Genomic DNA, 23,839 nt, shown 5'->3' with positions numbered 1-23,839 from the left:
ACACTTTACTTAGCTTATAGCAAAATTGAAGGAAAGAATGGCTATAAGATATATCAATTAAGCTTATAGCCAAATGTAATATTAAATTGTGCTTTTATATCTTTACATGAGCCAAGCATAGCTAAACTTGGCAAAGAATGTTTTCCGGTCTTTGACTATTTTTGATAAGTCGTCATCTTGATAGCCATTATCAGCATAGCCTGCGAAAAACACCGTTTGTGGATTTAACTTATAGGAATAAAGTAGCTGTGTGCTTAGACCTTTATATGTTGCATCAACTTCATCGATATAGTTACTCACATTTCTAGCTATTCTTGTATTAATAACAGCGATACGCAGATAGCTATTAATATCAAATTGGTAAGTCAGCCTTAAGTCAGTCAGGTTTGCGGTGTACACAATGGCACTTTCAGCGTCTAACGTTTCGTAGCTGTGTCGTAGATTGACTTCAAAATGCTTACCCAAATTCCAATTAAGTACTGGGCGAGCAAAACGCATTTGACCAACTCGATTGTTAGCTAAGTCTACCTTGTTACCTGTACGTAGATTCAAGCTTGCAAAAAGCCCTGATACCGGTTTGAATTCAAGATACGTCCATAACGTATTTTCGCTGAATAGATCGGTGTTGTTTTCAATACTTAAATCGGCTTTGTTATGTCTAAGGCCGGTCCGTTTTCTGTGTTCAACGCCAAAGTCAAGAAAGCTTTGTAGTGGCCCATCGATTGCGAGGTTAGTTTGTATTTCTTTTTCTAACAAAGTGCCTTTGTCGTTGTGGGTAATATCCCAATCGGTGTACCAGCGGGCTCTATTCCACCAGTGGTTTTTGTCACCATACCAGCGGTATTCAAATCCGGTAAGAAACTTATTGAAATCAACTTGTGATCTAAAACCTAAATCAGTACGAAGGCCGTCATCGTAACTTTGATAATTCGTAAATGCCCGCCAATGCTTTGTATTGTGTTCATAATTGAGAAAGTAACCAACGCCTTGTATTGAATCTTTATGCAAAACGCGCAATACGCTTTCGTTAAAGTCACAATCTTCGTTTTGGACGCAGCGCTGGGCTGGAGGCTCAGTACAGTCGCCTTCATCTCCATCGCAAAGCTCATCTATAAATGCATTACTATATGTGGTTTTTGAGCCGATTATTTGGAGTTTGAATGTATCGGCTTCTGTGGATTGGTACTTACTATCTACACTGAGTACTTGGTTACGATAACCATGACTGTCACGTAATGTGGCGGTGGAGCCTACAGATAATGTGTTGTCCATGTCATAGCGATACCGAAGCGCTGCATTGTTACTGTCTTGCTCTAATGACACCACACTGGAGCCCAAATTTCCTGGCACCATCACATTCAAGTGTTCATCGTTAGTCGCAAAGGCGCCAAAAGTATGACCAGATTTGCTGCCTGATAGCTTGATACCGTAATCGGGGGCTGCGATATTGCGGGTGTGAATAAGGTTTAAATGCGATGAGTAGTAGTCGGCATTATCCAGGAAAAAAGCGCGTTTTTCTGGGAAAAATAAACTGAAGCTATCATTGATGCTTAATTGACCAGTGTCGGCTTCAACTTGGGAAAAGTCTGGGTTAAGCGTTGCATTAAGCGTGGTATCGGGTGTTATGGCCCACTTTAGATCAAGCCCTGGCTCTGTCTTATCATCATCTTTCCATGGTTCTACGCTACTGCCATCAATGTCCCTTGTTTGCGACTTACTTAATATCAAAGAGGGGATCACCGCAATGTTATTACCTTGTTTGGCTTGTTCAAAGCCTGAATATTGTGGCATCTGACAAATCCAGCAATTGTTGGCATGTGAAAGTTGCATATTCGATAAACGCAAGCGCTGATCTCGCGGCAAAAATCGCACAAACTCCATTGCCATTGTTTTAACTTGTTGGCTATCATCGAAGTTGAGCACGCGTAAGGGAATTTCGACTTCAACGGTGTAACCTTTACTATGAATGATACCTGCACTATCCCAAATACCATTCCAAGAATTGTCTTCAGTTTTGGTGAGTTCATTTTCAATGGAATCGATTTGTACACCAAAAGGGTTGATGAAAAATTGATAGGCACTTTTGCTGTTGTTGAAAGAATCTATTTTTATCCCAACAAGGTCATCATTCCAGCCTTTGTCTCTGTCTCTAAAAAAAGCTCTAATTTGTTCGGGGTGGGGATCAGCAGCCTCAAATGCCACAAAAAGAGATTGACCATTTTCGTAAACGTAGGCTGTTGTTTTAACCGGGCTAGGCAAATTTTCTTGTGGCCAAGTAATGTTGTTGATTGATATCTTTTTCGCCAAACGCCAGTGAGGCTCATCTAACTTGCCATCGATTGTTGCCGAGTGTTTTATAAATGGGATAGGCGTGGATGGTATCGCTGAATTTGCGTTAGCGGCCAACGAGAATACAGAGCTTATTGTAAATATTAACTTTTTTATCATTTTTCTGGATTGGATAGCTGTGACTCTAGCACCAATTTTATTAATTTATTGTTTATGTTAATAGAGTATTCGCGACAGGTTACTATTAAACAAGTTAAATGTTCTTAACCTTACTCACAGCGTCTTTTACAACAGTTTACACGAGTTCTAACTCTAATTATGGTAATCACGCATTGAAACGTGATAAAACAACGCATCATTTTAGTTAGAGAATCATTATGTCGTTAATTCTTAAACTTATTGCTGGTATTGTAGGCGGTATCATTGCTGGGTTTTACTTCCCAACATTTATGGTGGAACTGCTGTATACAGCCAAGGTTATTATTGGCCAGCTGATCAGCTTTACTATCCCTTTGATAATTCTGTTTTTCATCGCATCAGGTATTGCGGGGTTACCAAAAGGTTCTGGTCATTTGCTCGGAAAAACCGTGGGTTTTGCCTATGGCTCAACAATCGTAGCGGGTACTTTAGCGGTACTTTTAGTTAATGCATTTATTCCATTCTTTGATGGCGCTATCAGCTATGAAGCTGCAGCCGTAACAGAGCTAAAAGGCTTTATTGACCTTGAGATCCCACCTTTGATGGGCGTAATGACTGCGCTAGCAAGTGCCTTTATTTTTGGTATTGGTATCAGCCAGTTAAATCTTACTGCACTTAAGGATGTGACTGATCAAGGTCGTGATGTGATTGATGCACTGCTCGCTAAAGTGATTATTCCAGCTTTGCCATTTTACATTGCTGGTGTGTTCGCTGAAATGACAGTTGCCGGTACGGTAGTGGATACTTTGAGCACTTTTGGTATTGTACTCGTCGCTGCGATTTTAATGCACTGGCTATGGCTCACTGTGCTTTATGTTGCTACAGGTTTGTTGTTAAAGCGCAGCCCAATTGAGCTTATCAAGAATATGTTACCTGCTTATTTTACGGCGATTGGTACAATGTCGAGTGCGGCAACGATTCCCGTTTCTCTGCGTGCAAGTAAAGCAAATGGTGTAAAAGATGAAGTAGCCAATTTCTCTGTGCCACTTTGTGCAACTATCCATTTGTCAGGCTCGACCATCACTATTGTCACTTGTGCGATGGCTGTTATGTTATTGTCACCGATGATGGAAGTGCCCTCCATTGTGCATATGTTACCGTTCATTTTTATGTTAGGTATTGTGATGATTGCTGCACCAGGTGCTCCAGGTGGAGCCGTGATGTCGGCTTTAGGCCTGTTGACCTCTATGCTTGGATTTAACGAAGCTGCTGTCGCACTCATGATTGCGTTGTACTTAGCACAAGACAGTTTTGGCACGGCTTGTAATGTCACAGGTGATGGGGTGATAGCTTTATGGGTGAATCGTTTTTCTCAACGCGCATAGTATAAAATATTGCACTAAACTCAATGGTAAAATGTGTGTCAAAGGCACGTCATTGCATTGTAAATTTATTACGTTTAAGTGCATGAATATTTATAAATTTATATATTTATATGGTACCCTGAACAAGTTGTTTTTCGGGGCCATATATACATAAGGTAACAGTAAGGGGATGTGCTATTGATTAACGTACTTTTAGTTGATGATCATGAGCTTGTGAGAACAGGCATTAAACGCATATTGGATGATGTGCGTGGCTTCAAAGTGGTCGGTGAGGCTAAAACTGGTGAAGAAGCAGTGACATTTTGTCGCCAGAATGAACCAGATATTGTGTTAATGGATATGAACATGCCAGGTATTGGCGGATTAGAAGCAACGAAGAAAATTTGTCGTTATTGCCCGGATGTAAAAGTGATCGTTTTAACCGTGCATTGTGAAGACCCTTTCCCCAGCAAAGTCATGCAAATTGGTGCTCATGGATATCTCACTAAAGGAGCTGGACCGGATGAAATGATCAATGCGATTCGAGCTGTTAATGCAGGACAGAGATATATTGCACCTGAAATAGCGCAGCAAATAGCCTTAGCACAATTTAGCGGACGTAATGATGAAAATCCGTTTCAAACGCTGTCTGAACGTGAGCTGCAAATAATGCTTATGATCACTAAAGGTGAAAAAGCGCAAGATATTGCAGAACGATTGAATCTGAGCTCGAAAACAGTCAATAGTTACCGTTATCGAATGTTTGAAAAATTGAATGTTGGCGGTGACGTGGAGTTAACACACTTAGCAATTCGTCATAAAATGATAGATATTGATACCACACACTAATCTATCATTTTGATGGCTGTATTCGATCACAAAGCATTTCTCAAAACCCTGAGCACAGAGCCTGGTGTTTATCGCATGTATGACGATGAACACCAGGTTATTTATGTCGGCAAAGCAAAAAATCTAAAGAAACGTGTTTCCAGTTACTTCCGTAGTAATTTGACGGACAGTAAAACGATTGTACTGGTCAGTAATATCCGGCATATCGAAGTCACCTTAACGAACACAGAAACTGAAGCACTGTTACTGGAAAATAACCTGATCAAAAAGTATCAACCTAGATACAATATATTGCTCAGAGATGATAAATCGTATCCTTATATATTTCTCAGTGGTCATAAACATCCTAGACTGGCTTTTCATCGTGGTGCACGCAAAAATAAGGGGGAGTATTTTGGTCCTTTCCCAAGCAGTGCTGCAGTCTCCGAAAGCTTGCGTTTAATGCAAAAGATTTTTCCAGTACGTCAATGTGAAGATGCTTATTATCGTGCGCGTAGTCGTCCATGCTTGCAGTATCAGTTAAAACGCTGTTCTGCGCCTTGCGTAGATAAAGTTACGGATGAAGAATATCAAGATCAAGTTGATATGGTACGTCAATTTCTTAATGGTAAATCGCAACAGGTTATTGCCACTTTAGTTGGAAGAATGGAAACGGCTAGTATGGCATTGAACTTTGAGTTAGCTGCAAAATATCGAGATCAAATCGCCTTATTAAGACAAATGCAAGAGCAGCAATCCGTGGCCGGCAACTTTGCAGAAATGGACGTGATTGGCTTTGTGCAGCAAAATGGCTTATGTGCGATTCATATGCTGATGATCAGAGAGCATAAAGTGCTTGGCACTAAAACCTATTTCCCTAAAGTACCTAAAGACTCTCAAACAGACGAGATCTTAACGTCATTTATTGGTCAATATTACTTAAGTGGTGGGAGTAGTAGCCGCATTGCAAAAGAGATTGTTTTACCTTTTACTTTAGCGGAACAGCAAGAGCTCAGTGACGCATTGAGTGAAGTTGCTGAAAGAAAAGTGCAATTGAAAGCACAAGTGCGCTCAGAGCGTGCTCAGTACTTGGCACTGGCTAATAAAAATGCAGCAAATAGCATTGCAGTAAAACAAAGCGCCCAAGATTCTATTAACAAGCGCTATGCCTTGCTAAAAGACGCGTTGCAACTGAGCGATATTCAACGCATGGAGTGCTTTGACATTAGTCATACAATGGGTGAGAACACGGTGGCTTCATGTGTGGTGTTCGATGCCCAAGGGCCCAACAACAAAGAGTACCGACGCTTCAATGTAACAGGTATCACACCTGGTGATGATTATGCCGCGATGGACTTTGCGTTGAATAAGCGATACGGCAAGCTGCAAGATGAAAGTAAAGTGCCCGATGTTATATTTATTGATGGTGGTAAAGGGCAACTAGGTAGAGCGGAGGCATTTTTTGCCGATTGGTCGCTCGATAAGTTTCCATTGCTTGTCGGGGTTGCAAAAGGCACGAGTCGTAAACCCGGTTTAGAAACCTTGCTGATTGATGGTGGCAGAAGAACCGTTAATCTTGATAGCGATTCGCCGGCACTGCACCTGATCCAACATATCCGAGATGAGTCACACCGTTTTGCTATAGCAGGGCATCGAAATAAAAGGCAAAAGCAGCGCACTCAGTCTGTGCTGGAGGAAATAGAAGGAGTAGGCCACAAGCGTCGTCAAGCGTTATTGAAATACTTAGGGGGGATGCAAGGCGTAAAGTCTGCTAATATCCACCAACTTAAACAAGTACCAGGGATCAGCCCGCAAACGGCTGAAAAGATATTTAATCATTTGCATGACAAAGCTTAAGCATTCATGCGAACATAAAGAAAAAGATCTCACTTAGTAGTTATGTGGAATATTCCAAACACGCTTACAACATTTAGGTTGTTTCTCATTCCTGTATTTGCAGTTTTGTTTTATTTGCCTTATTCATGGGCTTTTTTTGCGGCTGCATTTATTTTCTGGCTAGCTTCTGTGACCGATATTTTAGACGGTTACCTGGCACGCAAGTTAGAACAATCAACGCCATTTGGCGCATTTCTCGATCCTGTTGCTGATAAAGTGATGGTGAGCGTCGCTTTGGTTATTTTGGCGACTTACTATCAAAACTACTTTGTTACTATTGCCGCAGTGGTCATCATTAGTCGTGAAATAGTCATATCCGCACTAAGAGAGTGGATGGCAGAGCTAGGTAAGCGCAATGAAGTGGCGGTTTCATCACTTGGTAAGTTCAAAACTGCAGCACAAATGTTGGCTATTATCGGTTTGATCTGGCAATACGCACCTTGGATGGTGACGCTTAGCTATGTACTTTTGGCAATAGCCACCTTACTGACGGTCACATCTATGCTTGCCTATTTATATGCGGCAAAAGCCGAACTGACTAAATCTTAGCTCTATGTGCCTATATTCAGAGCAGTTTAGATAAATTTTGAACAAACGATTAAAAACATTCATTTTTTATGTTGACGCGTTTCGTAACTTCTGTAGAATGCGTCCGTGTTGAGAGGGCAGCACGCCTTTGAAATTAAAGATTGCGAGTATAGTTCAGCTGGAATTAGAAAGGCGCGACCCGTCTTTATTAGTTTCAACTAAGTAAAGCGCATTTTTGATGCGAGTATAGCTCAGCTGGTAGAGCGCGACCTTGCCAAGGTCGAGGTCACGAGTTCGAACCTCGTTACTCGCTCCAATCTTTAATTAGACCGGCGGAATGGCAGAGTGGCCATGCAGCGGATTGCAAATCCGTCTACCTCGGTTCGACTCCGGGTTCCGCCTCCATTTCTCAACACTCCACATGCGAAAGCAAACCCGATGCCCGGGTGGTGGAATTGGTAGACACAAGGGATTTAAAATCCCTCGCTGGTAACAGCGTGCCGGTTCAAGTCCGGCCCCGGGCACCATTTAGATTAGAGAATATCTCTTTAGATGCGAGTATAGCTCAGCTGGTAGAGCGCGACCTTGCCAAGGTCGAGGTCACGAGTTCGAACCTCGTTACTCGCTCCAATCTAACGCTTTTGTAGACCCGATGCCCGGGTGGTGGAATTGGTAGACACAAGGGATTTAAAATCCCTCGTTGGTAACAACGTGCCGGTTCAAGTCCGGCCCCGGGCACCATTTGATTGCGAGTATAGCTCAGCTGGAATTAGAAAGACGCGACCTGTCTTAAATAGTTTCAACTAAGTAAAAACGCATGTAGTGATGCGAGTATAGCTCAGCTGGTAGAGCGCGACCTTGCCAAGGTCGAGGTCACGAGTTCGAACCTCGTTACTCGCTCCAATCAAATAAGATATCAGGTCAATTTATAAAGTTTGCGAGTATAGCTCAGCTGAAATTAGAAAGACGCGACCTCGTGTTAGTTAATTTCACCTAAGCAAAACGCATTTAGTGATGCGAGTATAGCTCAGCTGGTAGAGCGCGACCTTGCCAAGGTCGAGGTCACGAGTTCGAACCTCGTTACTCGCTCCAAACTTTAGATAATATGGCGGAATGGCAGAGTGGCCATGCAGCGGATTGCAAATCCGTCTACCTCGGTTCGACTCCGGGTTCCGCCTCCATTTATCACTCACTCCACATGCGAAAGCAACCCGAAGCCCGGGTGGTGGAATTGGTAGACACAAGGGATTTAAAATCCCTCGCTGGTAACAGCGTGCCGGTTCAAGTCCGGCCCCGGGCACCATTTCAAAACTCTAAAGCAAAGCCAAAACACGATACCTTAAGCTTGTAAATTGTCGTTTTTAACGTTCGTCCTTGAACCTGAATGTTATTTCTAATGCTAGTGTAAGTCTTACCTTATTCGACAAAAGGGTTTGGCTGTTCAGGTAAATCTGAAGCTGGAACACCTTCTACATACATATTCTTTATTGGCGCACTATGACGTAATGCGACAGTATTTGCTGGGGTATTGGCCAGAAATACGGTTTGAGCACCACTGGTAAAACTATCGTTATGAATACATTGTGGACGGATAGCTAAGGCGCTGCCATCTAGAGGGATCTCAAACATGCTGAAATGATATGTTTGCGTTTCAACACTGCGGTAATAACCATCCTCATGCAGAGTATTCATTCTTCTGCCTAAAAGAATGCGAGACACTGTTTTTCGTCCAAAAGCTGGATCTGTCCCCTGAGCGGGTAGCCAAATGTGTGGGAATGGGTGATGTTCTACAAACAAGCCACCGCCTTTGTGTGCGCCAAACTGATATTCAGTGATGTATTGAGGAAGTTTTTGGTCGTATTGTATGCCCCATAAATCTTGCGTGAAGCCTAGTGCGAATTCTTCTTTTGGTTTGAGTAACTTTCCGCCAAAATAGGCGAGCGTGTCTTCAAACTCTTTTTTTAGGGCATCGGTGGGGCCATAGGTCAGTAGCGGGAAGTTGAGTTCATCGGTGTTACAAATTAGTTGACCGGTACTACCAAAAACATTTGCTGCACCATCTAAGTCAGGGATACCAGCGCCATCTACAGCTGACGTCCAATAGCCATCGACTTCTAAGGCATGCTTTTGAGAAGGGGGAAGCCCTGTACGATCATCATGTAGTTTATTGAGCTCTGTGACCAAATCAGCTTCAGGGTTCATTGGTGCATATTCGCTCTGAACGACTTGGTTTGCACACTCTGGATTGAGGTGTACCAAAGTCCCAGTGCGAATGGGGCCAAATAGGTTAGTCGTCGTTAGTAGTACTTCGCCTTTTACATCACGGTTTAGCACGGCGCCATTAAGAAATTCAAAGTTATTGTTGAGATCCTCATTTGAAATACCTAAATTTTTATTTACGAATTGCCAACGAGGTTCACTTCTTTGCTCTTTTCGATACTGCTCAAGTGTTTCTACACCCAGAAGCGCGGTTTGTTTTGGTGTGACGTGTGACATGTCTCACTCCTTAGACGGTAAGTTTGGTTAAAATGAATTCGCGATTGAACATCAAGCGCTAGGTTAATTAGAGCTTAAAATACCGGGAGTTCAAATTACGTGTTATTACACAGTGCACTATCAAAAAATTCATGTACCACTATTTGGTATTAAAAAGTCCAGACAATATGTAACTGGGTTGCTGATTCATTGTGAGAGGTGCCCATTTTATTGCGCCACACTTGCCATTCGACGCCCAGCATCAAAGTGTTTGCGTTATTACTGAGTGCATGCCCCAAATCCCATTGAAAGGCCATTTGCGCTAATATCCAGTCGTTTACATACACGCCGATTTCATTGCGTCTTGAGCCGATATACTCCGCATGTCCGGTGAAGTAAAATTTTTGGTTTCCTACTTGGTAAGGGTATCCCCAAGCTAAATCTAACATGAAGGTGTTATTGGTTTGTGGTGCGCCTTGTTCTGCGAGGCCTGCGCTATCATCGAAATAGGCTGTCGCGGTCGTGGTCAAATAATCAAATCCAGAAATATCCCAGCTTAATTTTATCCCAGGCAAATATTTCAGCATTTTGGCATCACCCGCTGCGTTATAACCTATCACAAAACCAACATCTTTCAGTCGCCAAAAGTTATATTGCCAATCAAATAGCGCTTTGCCGCTGAATGTGGCATAGCCCTCAGAGTAAAAATCCTTATCGTTGAAGCCGTCTACCACATCATCATCTAAATAATCGACGAAAAAGAATACATCACCATAGTTATTGGACGATGCATGTTGCAGCGATATTACATCGGTCATCGCTTTTTGCTTGGTAAAGGGGTGATCAAATACACCACGATTAATATGAAGCTGAGTTTTACTCCAATTTGCAGCGTGCGATACAGGGGATTGAGTGAGAAGTACTAAGCTGACAAGTACAGCATAACGTGATTTCATCATTACATTTTCCTTGTGCGCAATAATGTAATGAAGTATAGACAAAGCGCCCATAAGGGCGCATTTTTAAATAGATTATGCTGTGTTTCTGCGAACGCAAATTACCGTTATTGCAGTAAAAGCTAAAATAAAGCAGTAAAATGAAGAGGTTGAAACATCCCATGGACTGATCTTAAAGGTGGCACCGAGTAACAATGCTTGCGCACCATAAGGTAGCGAGCCTTGCATAACGCAGGCAAAAATATCGAGCAGGCTTGCTGAGCGTTTGCCTGAGATATTTCCGTCATCAGCCAGCTTTTTAGCGACGGGTCCTGCCACAATAATACTGACGGTGTTATTGGCAATACACAGGTTACTGGTTAGCACAAGAGCAGCGATACCTAGCTGATCGGCCACTTTACGATGCCATTTGGCAATCAAGGCTGTCAGCGTTTGTATTTTCGCAGCTAAGTAGTCTAAACCACCGTTGACACGGATAAACTCAGACAGCCCACCAATGAACATTGACAGTAAAAAGATCTCTTGCATATCGCTAAAGCCTTTGTATACATCTTTAGCGAAGCTACCAACTTCGTAATTGCCCAAAAAGCCCATTGCAGCTGCGAACATGATGCCGCTAAATAAAACAACAAAGACGTTTAGGCCAGCCACGGCTAACACAAGAATAAAAATGTAGGGCAGTACTAAAAGCCAGTCAAAAGGCTTGGTTTCAACGACTTGAGGCTCAGGTGTTAGAAAAACGAGCAAAATAACAGTGAGCAACGCGGCTGGTAATGCAATTTTCAAGTTTTCTCTAAACTTGTCTTTCATTTCACACCCTTGCGTGCGTGTTGCCGCAATGGTGGTGTCTGAAATAATGGATAAATTGTCACCGAACATTGCACCAGAAACGATAGTCCCCGCCATCAGAGCAGGGTCAATGCCCGTTTTTAAAGAAACCGCGTAAGCGATAGGGCCAATAGCGCCAATAGTGCCCATTGATGTGCCCATTGCTGTAGACACAACAGCAGAAATTAAGAAAAGGCCAGGTAATAAAAAAGAAGCTGGGATCAGCGATAGACCCGCATTAACCACGGCATCAACACCACCCGTTGCGCCCGCAACGGCAGAGAAAGCACCCGCAAGTAGGTAAATCAAACACATGGTAATGATGTTGCTGTGGCCAGCACCTTTAATAAAGGTTTCTACACTTTGATTAATGCTTGCTTTATTGAGCACAAAAGCAAGTAAAATTGCTGGCAATATGGCTACAGGTGCAGGCAATTGGTAGAAAGCATAGTCTACGCCTTGCGATTGTAGGTATAGGCCCACACCTAAAAAAAGTGCGACAAAGGTTAGTAACGGCAGTAGCGACAACTTAGCTGCTACCTTGTTTACAGGTGCCTGCATGTAAACCTCATATTAAAGATTGGTTATTTTTATTATGCATTCATTGTTCACACAATTAGATGCATAATTCAAGTGGCAAAAAGGATGTGTGAATGTATAGATGGCTAGATGTTTTGTCAAACTTTATCCATAAAAAAAGCCGCTTTCAGCGGCTTCAGTTAATATTATGCATCTATGCAGGTATATTTATGTTTAGAAATTGTATTGATAAGTCATCGCGAAGCTTCTGCCTCGACCTTTGTGATCATATAGTGCTTCTGGCCCATATTTGGGGCTGTAGAAGTACATTGCACGTTTACCCCATTGTGTAGTGTAGGTTTTATCAAATAGGTTGTTGATAGTAAATTGTACTTGTCCTCGCGCAAGCGGGTAGCTGGCCGTAAAATCAAACAAGGTATAGCCATCGATCTTGCCTTTTGCATCATCCTCTAAATCAAACATAGTTTTGCTTTGCAAGCGCATGTTTAGATCACCCGTTTGCCAACCTAAGTAACTGGTCAATTTTGAACTAGAGGCTTGTGTGACTGCTACTTTTTTCCAATCTCCATTCGAATCTTGAGCTTCTGATGAAATTAAGTGCGTAGAGAGCCCCACACGCCAAGCAGCGCTAATGTCATGATCAATTTGAGCTTCAATACCTTTTGTGCGCGTTTTTGCATCGTTAACTGCGATTAGTAAAGTTTTTCTGTCGTAACTAATTTTATGATCAGAAGTACTATAATAAGCGGCAATTTGCGCACGTAATGCACCATTATTGAAACGCCAGCCCAGCTCCATTGAATCGGTTTTAATGCCCGCTAGCGCAGAGTTGTTAACATCAACTACAGTACCTTCAACCAGAGTTAGGTTATTTGCTTCTGCCTTTTGCTCGTATTTACCTTTACCATAAAACTTGGCGACGTTTGGTAACTCGAAAGCTTCTGCAGAGTTAAACCATATTTGCTGACTTGAACCTAGGTCATATATTAAACCGAAATTAAATAAATCAACGCTGTAATCGGTGTTACCTCCTTTAATCGCCTGCGCTGATGTAACTACGCCTGTGGTCAATGCGATGGCTGCATCTGTGCCAATGAAGTCGTGTACAGTGTTGTCCATGTTCTGTCTGCGATAGCCCGCTGATACAGCTAAACTATCTACAATTTGGTATTGTAGCTGAGCAAATAGGGCGCTGGCGTCCACTTCAAAGCCTGAGTAGCGGTCTACTGCATAGATGGGCTTCATAACTAACCCCCCCGAGCTTTGAGCTATGTCTTTATCATAATAGGTTTGCAGTGAATCAAACTCTTCCTGATCAAAATCAAAGCCGTATGCAAAGTTGAATGCGTCAGTTTTTCCTGAAAGTACAAATTTAAAGCCCTTTGCATCGGTATTTTGCTCAGAACTGGAGAAGTTTGCGATCTTGTCGCCACTTAAACGAGGGCGTGGATAAAAATCAAAGATTTCTTCTCGGGCAAAGGCTTGAATGTTTAGCGTTTGTGATAAAAAGTCGTTATTGACATAGTTTAAATTCAACAATGTACGCTCTGTTTTTGGTGTATGTGTCGAATCTAAGCCTTTGCGAATTTCTACACCTGTCATATCACCAAATAGTGCGTTCGCCTGTGGTCCAAAGTAAAGTCCATGTTCACCATCACTTTTGTTTGTGTACTTGTGAACCATCGCAGAGACTGATTGAGTCTGCGTGAATTTGTGTGATAGAGATACCATTAGATCTAGGCTATCTGTGTATTGCAAGCCGCTTTGCGTAGTATCCATAACGATGGCATCACCATTTCCATCGTATAAAGCATTCACTTTATTGTAAGCAATAGAAATACGGCCTTTCGTTGTGGCATTCGCAAAGCCATAAGCGCCAGCGATTGTGGTATCAAAGTCGTCGTTGCCAGAAAAACCCGAGTGAATACCCACTTTTATGGCGTTATCTTCGTTACCTTGTTTAGTTATGATGTTGATTACACCACCAGTACTGCCGCCGCCATAAATAGCTGTGGCGCCGGATAATACTTCGACACGTGCGATGTTAAATGGGTCAATTGCATCAAGGTGACGGCTAATGCCACGTGATGAATTCAAGGAAACTCCATCGATCATCACCACCATTTGTCGACCACGCATGTTTTGTCCGTAATTGGTTCGGGTCGTGCTAGCAAGGTCTAAACTGGGAACAAGTTGTGCTAAGGAGGTTTTAAAGTCGTGTCCTGCATTGATTTGAGATTGTAGTTCTTCAAGGTCAACAAGCCATACGGTACCTGCAATGTCCGAGATGCTTTGCTCAGAGCGATTAGCAGTCACCAAAATATGTTCGTGTTCAGAAGTGGCACTCGTATTGTTTGCCAAAGCAGTCATGGGGTTAAATACACATAAAAGGCTTGAAGTGATTAAGGTTAAGGTCGTTTTTTTCATATCTATGCTTTTAAACTACTTATTTAAATTGAAGGTGGCGTTGGTCATGTCTAATCGATGAAATTCTGCGTTTCATTGCGGTAGAACATACGGTTCCTGCTAGATGAATTTTTTAAGCTTGTACAAAATGCTTCGGTCCGCTCAATTGAGCTCGAAAGCTCATTAGGTTCCATTTTAAGTATAATTTCATTTATGCGAATGATAATGAATTTCATTATCGTGTCAATTTTTTTCCCTTTGGGTCATGGGGTTATGATTAAGGAGTTTTTAGCTTTATCATAAAATATGTGCTTTTTCGGAAGCGGCGCCTTTAGTTTTACGCTGATGGTGACTTTGATAATTTGAATTTGTGGAGTTGGCGATAAGCATATGGGTTGTTGATTTTGCTTGGTACCTCAGTGCCTGAGGTCTTTAACCGAATCTGTACCAAGGGCATGGTATATAAATTTTTTATTGATGATTTATGGGCTCAAAATCTGTATAAACACAAGAAATTTGAATGGGGAAAGTTATGACTAAAATCGCAATTTTTGGTGCCAATGGGCGAATGGGTAAAGTGTTATGTGAAGCAGCACTCGTTTCATCTGAGACAAATCTAGCTGCAGCGTATGTACGTGAAGGACATGATTTGGTGGGTAGTAAAGTACAGCATTTTATCACGCAAGGTCACACTGATGTGGCGTTTTCAACGGAGTCGGTGATTGCTGATGATGTAGATGTCGCGATCGACTTTACTCTCCCTGCTGGTATGAAAAAGCATTTAGCGACGGCGCTTGAGCGAAAAATACCTCTAGTGATAGGCACGACCGGATTAACCGTTGAAGATATGTCTGAGTTAAAGCAAGCTGCAACACAGATCCCAATTGTCTTTTCTCGAAATTTCTCAGTTGGCATTAACTTATTAGAGAACCTAGTTAAGCAAGCTGCGACAACGCTGGGCGATGATGTTGATATTGAAGTGTTTGAATTACATCACAAGCACAAAATTGATGCACCGTCGGGCACCGCTTTAATGATTGGTGAGGCGATTGCTGAGGCAAAAGGTTGGGATCACGACGAAGTTGCAAAATTTGACCGCAGTCAAGATGAACATGAAAAGTCGCAAAAAGAGATTGGCTATTCGGTTATGCGCGGTGGTGACATAGTAGGTGAACATACAGCTTACTTTGCTACAGAAGGCGAAAGGTTTGAATTAACACATAAAGCGAGCTCTAAAATGACCTTCGCTAAAGGAGCTGTAAGGGCTGCGAAGTGGTTGAGAAATAAACCAAATGGACTTTATGACATGCAAGATGTGCTTGGTTTTAGGGAGTAAACGTGTTTTTTTGGCGCTTTCGTGATTTATTTTTATAAAAGACACTATTTTTAATGTTTTTGTGTCTTTGGTTAGACGAATCTATCAAATTGCTGTAGACTATAACGAATTTGCCAAAAATTAATAACTGCGTGTTACCAAGCGCTTTGTGAACGGGATGAAAAGCGTAAAAGCTTGCTCCCGTTTTTTACCATTAGGAGGTTAACTTGACTAAATCCGCTCTGTTAGTCCTAGAAGACGGCACGGTGTTTCGCGGTACTGCCATCGGTGCTGACGGTATGTCAGTCGGTGAAGTAGTATTCAATACGTCTATGACTGGTTATCAAGAAATTTTGACAGATCCATCATACGCGGAACAGATCGTAACTTTGACTTACCCGCACATCGGTAATACTGGCACTAACAGTGAAGACGAAGAAGCGGACCAGATCTGGGCGAAGGGCCTAGTGATCCGTGATTTGCCTTTACTAGCCAGTAATTTCCGTAACGAGCAATCATTAAGTGATTACCTAAAAGCTCGCAATATCCTTGGTATTGCTGACATTGATACTCGCAAACTAACACGTATTTTACGTGATAAAGGGGCGCAAAACGGGTGTATTATCGCGGGCGACTCGCTTGACGAGCAACAAGCTTTGGAAGCGGCACAAGCTTTTCCAGGTTTGAAAGGCATGGATTTAGCCAAAGTAGTATGTACAAAAGAGTTGTACTCATTTAAAGAATCAAGTTGGACACTTGGACAAGGTTATAAAACCTTAACGGCAGAAGAAGAAAAGTTCCACGTTGTTGCATATGACTTTGGTGTAAAGAAAAACATCTTACGGATGCTTGTCGATCGTGGCTGTAAATTAACCGTAGTGCCTGCAGAAACCTCCGCTGCAGACGTGTTGGCACTGAATCCTGACGGTATCTTCCTATCAAATGGCCCTGGCGATCCAGAGCCGTGTACCTATGCAATTGAAGCAATTAAATCATTCCTTGAAACCGATACGCCTATCTTCGGTATTTGTTTAGGTCACCAGCTATTGGCTTTAGCATCTGGCGCGAAAACTGTAAAAATGAAGTTTGGTCACCATGGTGGCAACCACCCGGTAAAAGACTTAGAGCGTAATGTTGTGATGATCACTGCGCAAAACCATGGTTTCGCGGCGGATGAAGATAGCTTACCTGCTAACTTACGTGCTACGCATAAGTCACTATTCGACGGAACACTGCAAGGTATTCACCGTACCGATAAACCTGCATTTAGTTTCCAAGGTCACCCAGAAGCAAGCCCAGGTCCGCACGACGCGGCGCCACTGTTTGACCATTTCATCGACCTAATGCAATCGCGTAAAGCCTAATTGAGAGTGGAGTTATAATGCCAAAACGTACTGATATTCAAAGCATTCTTATCTTAGGCGCAGGCCCGATCGTGATCGGCCAAGCGTGTGAATTCGACTACTCAGGTGCGCAAGCGTGTAAAGCACTAAGAGAAGAAGGCTATCGAGTTATCCTTGTTAACTCTAACCCTGCAACAATTATGACCGACCCAGAAATGGCAGATGCGACGTACATCGAGCCAATTCACTGGGAAGTTGTTGAAAAAATTATTGAAAAAGAAAAGCCAGATGCAGTACTACCAACTATGGGTGGTCAAACTGCATTAAACTGTGCGCTAGACTTAGATAAGCACGGTGTGTTGGCAAAACACGGCGTTGAGCTGATTGGCGCAACAGCTGATGCAATCGACAAGGCTGAAAACCGCGAGCGTTTTGACGCGGCTATGAAGAACATTGGCCTTGAGTGTCCTCGCGCTGAAATCGCACACTCAATGGATGAAGCGCATGATGTACTTTCTCGCATCGGCTTCCCATGTATTATTCGTCCGTCATTTACGATGGGTGGTACTGGTGGTGGTGTTGCTTATAACCAAGAAGAATTCGACGAGATCTGTGCACGAGGTCTAGATCTTTCGCCTACCAGTGAGCTTTTAATTGACGAGAGCTTAATCGGTTGGAAAGAGTACGAGATGGAAGTAGTTCGTGATAAAAACGATAACTGCATCATCGTCTGTTCAATTGAAAACTTTGACCCAATGGGTGTACACACAGGTGACTCAATCACGGTTGCGCCTGCACAAACGTTAACTGATAAGGAATACCAAATCATGCGTAACGCCTCGATGGCTGTTTTGCGTGAAATTGGTGTAGAAACAGGTGGTTCAAACGTTCAGTTTGGTGTAAACCCAGATGATGGCCGTATGGTTATCATTGAGATGAACCCTCGTGTATCGCGCTCTTCGGCACTTGCTTCGAAAGCAACAGGCTTTCCAATTGCAAAAATTGCTGCAAAGTTGGCGGTTGGTTACACGCTTGATGAGCTCCAAAATGACATTACCGGTGGTGCAACACCAGCGTCATTTGAGCCGTCAATTGATTACGTTGTGACGAAGATCCCGCGCTTTAATTTCGAGAAATTTGCCGGTGCAAATGACCGCTTAACAACGCAGATGAAGTCTGTGGGTGAAGTGATGGCGATTGGTCGTAACCAGCAAGAATCACTTCATAAAGCATTACGCGGCTTAGAAGTGGGTGCAACGGGCTTTAACCCAATTGTTGCACTGGATGACCCGAAAGCAAGAGAAACCATCATTCGCGAACTTCGTGAACCTGGTGCTGAGCGTATTTGGTACGTTGCAGATGCAATGCGTCATGGTATGAGCGTTGAAGAAGTATTTGAATTTACTAAGATTGACCGTTGGTACCTAGTTCAAATCGAAGACATCATCAAAGATGAAGCGACCATTGCTGAAGTGGGCCTTGCGGGTCTTAACAAAGACTTCTTGCGCCGCTTGAAGCGTAAAGGTTTTGCCGATGCACGCATCGCTGAAATTGCAGGTGTGTCTGAAAAAGAAATTCGTAAAAAGCGTCACCAACTAAACATTGTGCCAGTGTACAAGCGTGTTGATACGTGCGCGGCAGAGTTTAGCTCCGATACAGCTTACATGTATTCAACTTACGATGAAGAGTGTGAAGCAAATCCATCTGACAAAGACAAGATCATGGTTATTGGTGGTGGCCCGAACCGTATCGGTCAGGGTATTGAATTCGATTACTGTTGTGTACACGCAGCGCTGGCAATGCGTGAAGACGGTTACGAAACCATCATGGTGAACTGTAACCCAGAGACAGTATCAACAGACTATGATACTTCTGACAGATTATTCTTTGAACCAATCACCCTTGAAGACGTATTAGAAATCGTACGTGTTGAAAAGCCAAAAGGCGTGATTGTTCAGTACGGTGGTCAAACACCGCTTAAACTTGCTCGTGCACTTGAAGCGAATGGTGTGCCAATCATTGGTACTTCACCGGATGCAATCGACCGTGCTGAAGACCGTGAGCGCTTCCAGCAAATGGTTGAGCGTTTGAACTTACTTCAGCCTGAAAACGCAACCGTTACTTCACTTGAAGAAGCGGTAGCTAAATCGCAAGAAATTGGCTTCCCACTGGTTGTACGCCCTTCATACGTACTGGGTGGTCGTGCGATGGAAATCGTGTATGACGAAGACGATTTACGCCGTTATATGACGGAAGCTGTATCGGCCTCAAATGAAGCGCCAGTGCTACTGGACCGTTTCCTAGACGATGCAATCGAAGTGGACGTTGACGCGATTTGTGACGGTGAACAAGTTATCATCGGCGGTATTATGGAACACATCGAGCAAGCAGGTGTTCACTCAGGTGACTCAGCATGTTCATTGCCAGCGCACTCATTATCTGAAGACATTCAAAATGTGATGCGCAAGCAAGTGACAGACATGGCGCTTGAGCTTGGCGTTGTAGGCTTGATGAATACCCAGTTTGCGGTAAAAGATGGTCAGGTATACCTAATCGAAGTTAACCCACGTGCGGCACGTACGGTTCCATTCGTATCGAAAGCGACCGGTGTAGCGCTAGCGAAAGTTGCAGCGCGTTGTATGGCGGGTCAATCATTGGCAAGCCAAGGCGTGACAGCGGAAGTTATTCCACCTTATTACAGCGTGAAAGAAGTTGTATTGCCTTTTGCTAAGTTCCAAGGTGTTGATCCACTTCGTGGCCCAGAGATGCGTTCTACGGGTGAAGTAATGGGTGTTGGTGAAAACTTCGCCGATGCGTTCGCAAAAGCCCAATTAGGTGCAGGTAACGCTTTACCACGCGGTGGTCGCGCGCTACTATCTGTGCGTAATGGTGACAAGTCACGTATCGTTGAACTTGCTAAAATCATGAAAGAGATTGGTTTTGAGCTAGATGCAACGAATGGTACTGCCAAAGCGCTAGAAGAAGCGGGCATTGAAGTACGCCGTGTAAACAAGGTATATGAAGGCCGTCCTCACATTCTTGATAGAATCAAAAATGGTGAGTACAGCTACATAGTAAATACCACTGAAGGTCGCCAAGCGATCGAAGATTCGAAGGTGTTGCGTCGTGGTGCATTGCAGCATAAGACAAACTATACCACCACGCTAAATGCAGCGTTTGCTAACTGTATCGCCCACGCGGCAGATGACAGAGGCACAGTAAATTCTGTACAAGAGCTACACCAACGATTGAACTAAGGACTAACGCCAAGGCCATTCGGTCTTGGTACCAAGTGAGACAGTTATGCAATCAATTCCGATGACAGTACGAGGCGAGCAGTTGCTTCGTGAAGAACTTAACCATTTAAAATCGGTTGTTCGCCCTAAAATTGTTGCCGATATCGCCGAAGCGCGTGAACACGGTGACTTAAAAGAGAACGCTGAATACCATGCAGCGCGTGAACAACAAGGCTTTTGTGAAGGTCGTATCCAAGAGATTGAAGCTAAGCTTTCAACCTCTCAGGTGATCGACGTAACCAAAATGCAAAACAACGGCAAAGTGATTTTTGGTTCAACAGTGACTATTTGTAATGTAGACACGGACGAAGAAGTAAAATATCGCATTGTTGGTGATGATGAAGCAGACATTAAAAGCAACTTAATCTCTGTGAATTCGCCAATTGCCCGTGGTTTAATTGGTAAAGAGTTAGACGATACAGCGAATATTCAAACGCCGAATGGCACTGTAGAGTATGAAATCATCGAAGTTGAGTATATCTAACTTACTCATTTCTTAGATAAAAACCGAGCTTTTGCTCGGTTTTTTTATGCCCGTTTATTATCAAAACTCAGCCTACCGCGTATCTAAGTTAACGAGTAGGTGCCCTAGTTTTTAGAAACGGCATTTGGGGATGAATTCACAAACTTTCACGATAAAAGACACTTTGTCTTGACCAAGTTTGCACTTTGTGTGAATTTAAGAAACAGACATATTATGTCTTTTTATCCCATTGCTTGATTAAATATTCACCCAGCAAAGCGGTAACTAACTTTATCTAGCAATGTGAGAAATTATCAGTAAAATTCTTAGTCCCTCACAATGTATAGTGAGTGAATGAGATGGAACTAGGAATATAAATTTATGGACTATATCAATACCGCTTTTACCTTTCCCACGGTTGTTTTTAGCGTTCTACTAATTATTATCCTGTTTTTTTGGCTAATCACTTTGTTTGGTTTTGCCGACATTGATTTGCTTGACGGCGATGTAGAACTAGATGTTGAAGCAACAGATGGAGACGCTAATACGTCAAACTCCGTATTCAAATTTGGTTTTGGCGATTTACCAATAACGGTATCACTGTCTTTGGTTATAATGCTTAGCTGGTTGGTGAGCATTTATATACATGCGCTGTTTTCTTATCTGCTAGGCGATGGCATTGTTTTCTATTTAGTCGGTGCAGGGATGATAGGTGCGAGTGTATTTATTGCTTTACCATTGGCCGCAATCTTTGCAAGGCCTTTGCGTCGCTTTTTTGATAGTAAAGAAACCGCCAGTAAAAATGACATGCTCGGTATGGAGTGTGTTATTGCTACATCCAAAGTGACGAATTCATTTGGCCAAGCGCGAGTGACCTTCCAAGGTGCTGAACAGCTGATAGAAGTGAGAGTTGATGATGATCAGAGCGCTTTTACGCTTGGCGATACAGCACTTCTCATTGAACACAACAAAGACACACACAGTTACGTTATTGCTGCCAAGCCTTGGTAATGTGAACGAATTTCGACAATAAATAATTTAGTTAGGATTAAAACATGGACTTTATAAGTAATTTAACGCCAGTTTTTACCATAGCAGGGATCGCGTTATTAGTGATTTTTGCCATCGTACTTATGATTGGAAAGTTCTATCGCAAGGTAGATCAAGGTCAGGCACTAATCATCAATAAAATGAAAAATGAGCCGGATGTGACCACCACAGGTGGCATCGTTTATCCCGTCATTCACAAAATGGAAGTGATGGATATATCTACTAAGCGTATGGTGCTGGAGCGACGTGATAAAGGAGGCCTAATTTGTAAAGACAATATCCGTGCCGATATCGCGATTACCTTTTACATTCGTGTTAACGAGAACAAAGAAGACATTTTACGTGTTGCAAAGCAAGTGGGCTGTGCACGTGCCTCAGAGCCTGAAACACTACAAGAGCTTTTTGAAGCGAAGTTTTCTGAAGCTCTTAAAACAGTGGGTAAACAGCTTAACTTTGTAGAGTTATTTACGCATCGCAATGAATTTAGAGACAAAATCAAAGAAGTAATTGGTCAGGACTTGTCAGGTTATACCCTTGAAGATGTGGCGATTGATTACTTAGAGCAAACTTCTTTAACGAAACTTGACCCGCAGAATATTCTAGATGCGGAAGGCATTCGTCGTATTACTGAAATGACAGCTGAGCAAAACGTGTCGACGAATCAGCTTAAGTGCGATGAAAAAGCAAAAATTGAAATTCAAAATCAAGCGGCGACAGAAAAGACGCTCGAAATTGAACGTCAAAAAGAAGATGCCATGGCGCGCCAAAAGCGTGAAATTGAAACCGTTAAAGCGCGAGAGCATGCAGAGGCTGAGCGTGTTCGCCAAGAAGAGCGATTAAAGGCTGAGCAAGCGCGCCTTGAAACAGAGCAAGCTATCGAAATTGCAGAGCAAAACAAGCAGCGTGAGTTGGATATTGCAGAGCAAAACCGTTTACGTGTGTTAGCCATTGAAGAAGAAAAAGTGGCGCGCTCTAGAGAAATTGAAGTGATAGAACGTGAACGCGAAACTGACATCTTGCGCATTAACAAAGAAAAGGCGTTAGAAGTTGAGCGTAAAGAAATTGCTGATGTGATGCGTGACCGTGTGATGGTTGAAAAGACCGTGACCGAAGAGCAAGAGCGTATTAAAGATGTGCAAGTGGTTGCAGCTGCGGAACGTGACAAGCAAGCGTTAATCATACGTGCTAAAGCCGAAGCGGAAGAAGCATTAGTTAAAGACATTGAAGCAGCTAAAGCACAAGAGCAAGCAGCAGAGTTTAAAGCCCGTGAGCTTGAGAAAATGGCAGAAGTTGAACTGCGCATAGCAAATCAAAAAGCCGAGTCTAAGAAGATCCTAGCGCAAGCAGAGCAAGCTGAAACAGCAGCGAAAGGCTTAGCGGAAGCGGATGTGATCAAAGCGAAAGCTGAGGCAAATGCCGCGCATGGTGACACAGAAGCGCAAGTGCTACGTAAGAAGCTTGAAGCAGAAGCGCAAGGTAAACGAGAGATTGGCTTGGCGGATGCACAAGTTCAAACGGCCATGGCTGAGGCGGTTGAGAAACAAGGTGAAGCAGAAGCCGCTGCACTAGAGCGTAGAATGTCGGCTGAAGCGAAAGGCTTAGAGGAAAAACTCAATGCCTTGAATGCAATGAATCAAGAAGCCCGTGACTACGAGAGCTTTACGATGCAGTTGAATCAACAAAGGGAGCTAACACTTGCTCAGATCAGTGCAAATAAAGACATTGCTGAACATCAAGCACAAGTGCTAAGCAACGCGTTGAGCAATGCCGATATTAATATCATGGGTGGTGATGGCCAGTTCTTAAAGCAATTTATGGGTGCAATCACCTTAGGTAAATCGATAGATGGTCTAGTAGATGAAAGTGACACAGTACAAAAAGTCTTTAAGGACCATTTGTCAGGTGAGCGCAACTTCATCGAAGATATGAAAGGCTTACTAGCGGGAGCCAACGGCTCTGCTGAAACGCTGAAAAATATCAATATGAGTAAGTTATTAAGTCAACTTGCCAATAACACCACCGATGCAGAAAAAAGCCAATTGATGAATCTAATTAAATCTAACATGGGCTCTACCAATGGTGCAGAACCAATCGAAGTAAAAGAGTAAATCTGCAACTATCTCG

General features: G+C 42.9%; 15 protein-coding genes and 9 tRNA genes. 19 read left to right on the top strand and 5 right to left on the bottom strand.

Going from position 1 to position 23,839, the window contains the following annotated elements:
* Positions 1-102: 102 nt before the first annotated feature.
* Positions 103-2,448, bottom strand: a complete 2,346-nt coding sequence (locus ACW689_RS11680) for a carbohydrate binding family 9 domain-containing protein (protein ID WP_476291505.1) — start codon at positions 2,446-2,448, stop codon at positions 103-105.
* Positions 2,449-2,666: 218 nt separating this feature from the next.
* On the opposite strand from ACW689_RS11680, the gene ACW689_RS11675 reads away from it, so the two are divergent.
* The 13 genes from ACW689_RS11675 to ACW689_RS11615 all read left to right on the top strand — a co-directional run bounded on the left by ACW689_RS11675 (position 2,667) and on the right by ACW689_RS11615 (position 8,346).
* Positions 2,667-3,812 (top strand): dicarboxylate/amino acid:cation symporter, encoded by a 1,146-nt coding sequence (locus ACW689_RS11675; protein WP_476291503.1) that lies wholly within the window; start codon positions 2,667-2,669, stop codon positions 3,810-3,812.
* 177 nt (positions 3,813-3,989) lie between these two features.
* Positions 3,990-4,640: a UvrY/SirA/GacA family response regulator transcription factor gene (uvrY, locus tag ACW689_RS11670; protein ID WP_476291501.1), complete on the top strand. Its 651-nt coding sequence runs from the start codon at positions 3,990-3,992 to the stop codon at positions 4,638-4,640.
* Between the two features lie 12 nt (positions 4,641-4,652).
* Entirely contained in the window at positions 4,653-6,476 is a 1,824-nt protein-coding gene (gene uvrC, locus ACW689_RS11665) for an excinuclease ABC subunit UvrC (RefSeq protein ID WP_476291499.1), read from the top strand.
* A 42-nt stretch (positions 6,477-6,518) separates the two neighbouring features.
* Entirely contained in the window at positions 6,519-7,064 is a 546-nt protein-coding gene (gene pgsA / locus ACW689_RS11660) for a CDP-diacylglycerol--glycerol-3-phosphate 3-phosphatidyltransferase (RefSeq protein ID WP_476291497.1), read from the top strand.
* 219 nt (positions 7,065-7,283) lie between these two features.
* Positions 7,284-7,359: transfer RNA gene (locus tag ACW689_RS11655), tRNA-Gly, on the top strand.
* Between the two features lie 15 nt (positions 7,360-7,374).
* A tRNA-Cys gene (locus tag ACW689_RS11650) sits at positions 7,375-7,448 on the top strand.
* 35 nt (positions 7,449-7,483) lie between these two features.
* Positions 7,484-7,570 (top strand) — tRNA-Leu (locus ACW689_RS11645).
* A 27-nt stretch (positions 7,571-7,597) separates the two neighbouring features.
* Positions 7,598-7,673: transfer RNA gene (locus tag ACW689_RS11640), tRNA-Gly, on the top strand.
* Positions 7,674-7,697: 24 nt separating this feature from the next.
* Positions 7,698-7,784, top strand: a tRNA-Leu gene (locus ACW689_RS11635).
* A gap of 86 nt (positions 7,785-7,870) precedes the next feature.
* Positions 7,871-7,946: transfer RNA gene (locus ACW689_RS11630), tRNA-Gly, on the top strand.
* 113 nt (positions 7,947-8,059) lie between these two features.
* Positions 8,060-8,135: transfer RNA gene (locus ACW689_RS11625), tRNA-Gly, on the top strand.
* Between the two features lie 15 nt (positions 8,136-8,150).
* Positions 8,151-8,224, top strand: a tRNA-Cys gene (locus tag ACW689_RS11620).
* Positions 8,225-8,259: 35 nt separating this feature from the next.
* Positions 8,260-8,346 (top strand) — tRNA-Leu (locus ACW689_RS11615).
* Between the two features lie 113 nt (positions 8,347-8,459).
* Here ACW689_RS11615 and ACW689_RS11610 read toward each other — a convergent pair.
* The 4 genes from ACW689_RS11610 to ACW689_RS11595 all read right to left on the bottom strand — a co-directional run bounded on the left by ACW689_RS11610 (position 8,460) and on the right by ACW689_RS11595 (position 14,269).
* On the bottom strand, positions 8,460-9,539 hold the full coding sequence (locus tag ACW689_RS11610; RefSeq protein ID WP_476291495.1) for a hypothetical protein: 1,080 nt from the start codon (positions 9,537-9,539) through the stop codon (positions 8,460-8,462).
* Between the two features lie 149 nt (positions 9,540-9,688).
* Positions 9,689-10,477, bottom strand: coding sequence for a nucleoside-binding protein (locus tag ACW689_RS11605; RefSeq protein WP_476291493.1), 789 nt, complete (start codon positions 10,475-10,477; stop codon positions 9,689-9,691).
* A 72-nt stretch (positions 10,478-10,549) separates the two neighbouring features.
* On the bottom strand, positions 10,550-11,863 hold the full coding sequence (locus tag ACW689_RS11600) for a Na+/H+ antiporter NhaC family protein (RefSeq protein WP_476291491.1): 1,314 nt from the start codon (positions 11,861-11,863) through the stop codon (positions 10,550-10,552).
* A gap of 192 nt (positions 11,864-12,055) precedes the next feature.
* Positions 12,056-14,269, bottom strand: coding sequence for a TonB-dependent receptor (locus tag ACW689_RS11595; RefSeq protein WP_476291489.1), 2,214 nt, complete (start codon positions 14,267-14,269; stop codon positions 12,056-12,058).
* 511 nt (positions 14,270-14,780) lie between these two features.
* Between ACW689_RS11595 and dapB the strand changes: the two genes are divergently transcribed.
* The 6 genes from dapB (at position 14,781) to ACW689_RS11565 (ending at position 23,823) form a co-directional block, all read left to right on the top strand.
* Positions 14,781-15,584 carry a 4-hydroxy-tetrahydrodipicolinate reductase gene (gene dapB / locus ACW689_RS11590; RefSeq protein ID WP_476291487.1) on the top strand — a complete coding sequence of 268 codons (804 nt, stop codon included), beginning with the start codon at positions 14,781-14,783 and terminating at the stop codon, positions 15,582-15,584.
* Between the two features lie 206 nt (positions 15,585-15,790).
* Positions 15,791-16,927: a glutamine-hydrolyzing carbamoyl-phosphate synthase small subunit gene (gene carA, locus ACW689_RS11585; RefSeq protein WP_476291485.1), complete on the top strand. Its 1,137-nt coding sequence runs from the start codon at positions 15,791-15,793 to the stop codon at positions 16,925-16,927.
* Between the two features lie 17 nt (positions 16,928-16,944).
* Positions 16,945-20,163: a carbamoyl-phosphate synthase large subunit gene (carB, locus tag ACW689_RS11580; protein ID WP_476291483.1), complete on the top strand. Its 3,219-nt coding sequence runs from the start codon at positions 16,945-16,947 to the stop codon at positions 20,161-20,163.
* Positions 20,164-20,209: 46 nt separating this feature from the next.
* Entirely contained in the window at positions 20,210-20,686 is a 477-nt protein-coding gene (greA, locus tag ACW689_RS11575) for a transcription elongation factor GreA (protein WP_476291481.1), read from the top strand.
* Positions 20,687-21,046: 360 nt separating this feature from the next.
* A complete protein-coding gene (locus tag ACW689_RS11570; RefSeq protein ID WP_476291479.1) occupies positions 21,047-21,676 on the top strand; it encodes a DUF1449 domain-containing protein in 630 nt (209 codons plus the stop codon).
* Between the two features lie 44 nt (positions 21,677-21,720).
* Positions 21,721-23,823: a flotillin family protein gene (locus tag ACW689_RS11565; RefSeq protein ID WP_476291477.1), complete on the top strand. Its 2,103-nt coding sequence runs from the start codon at positions 21,721-21,723 to the stop codon at positions 23,821-23,823.
* Positions 23,824-23,839 lie beyond the last annotated feature (16 nt).

Source organism: Pseudoalteromonas sp. ABE4_541, from assembly GCF_056312285.1.
This window is presented reverse-complemented; position numbering and strand designations above follow the sequence as displayed.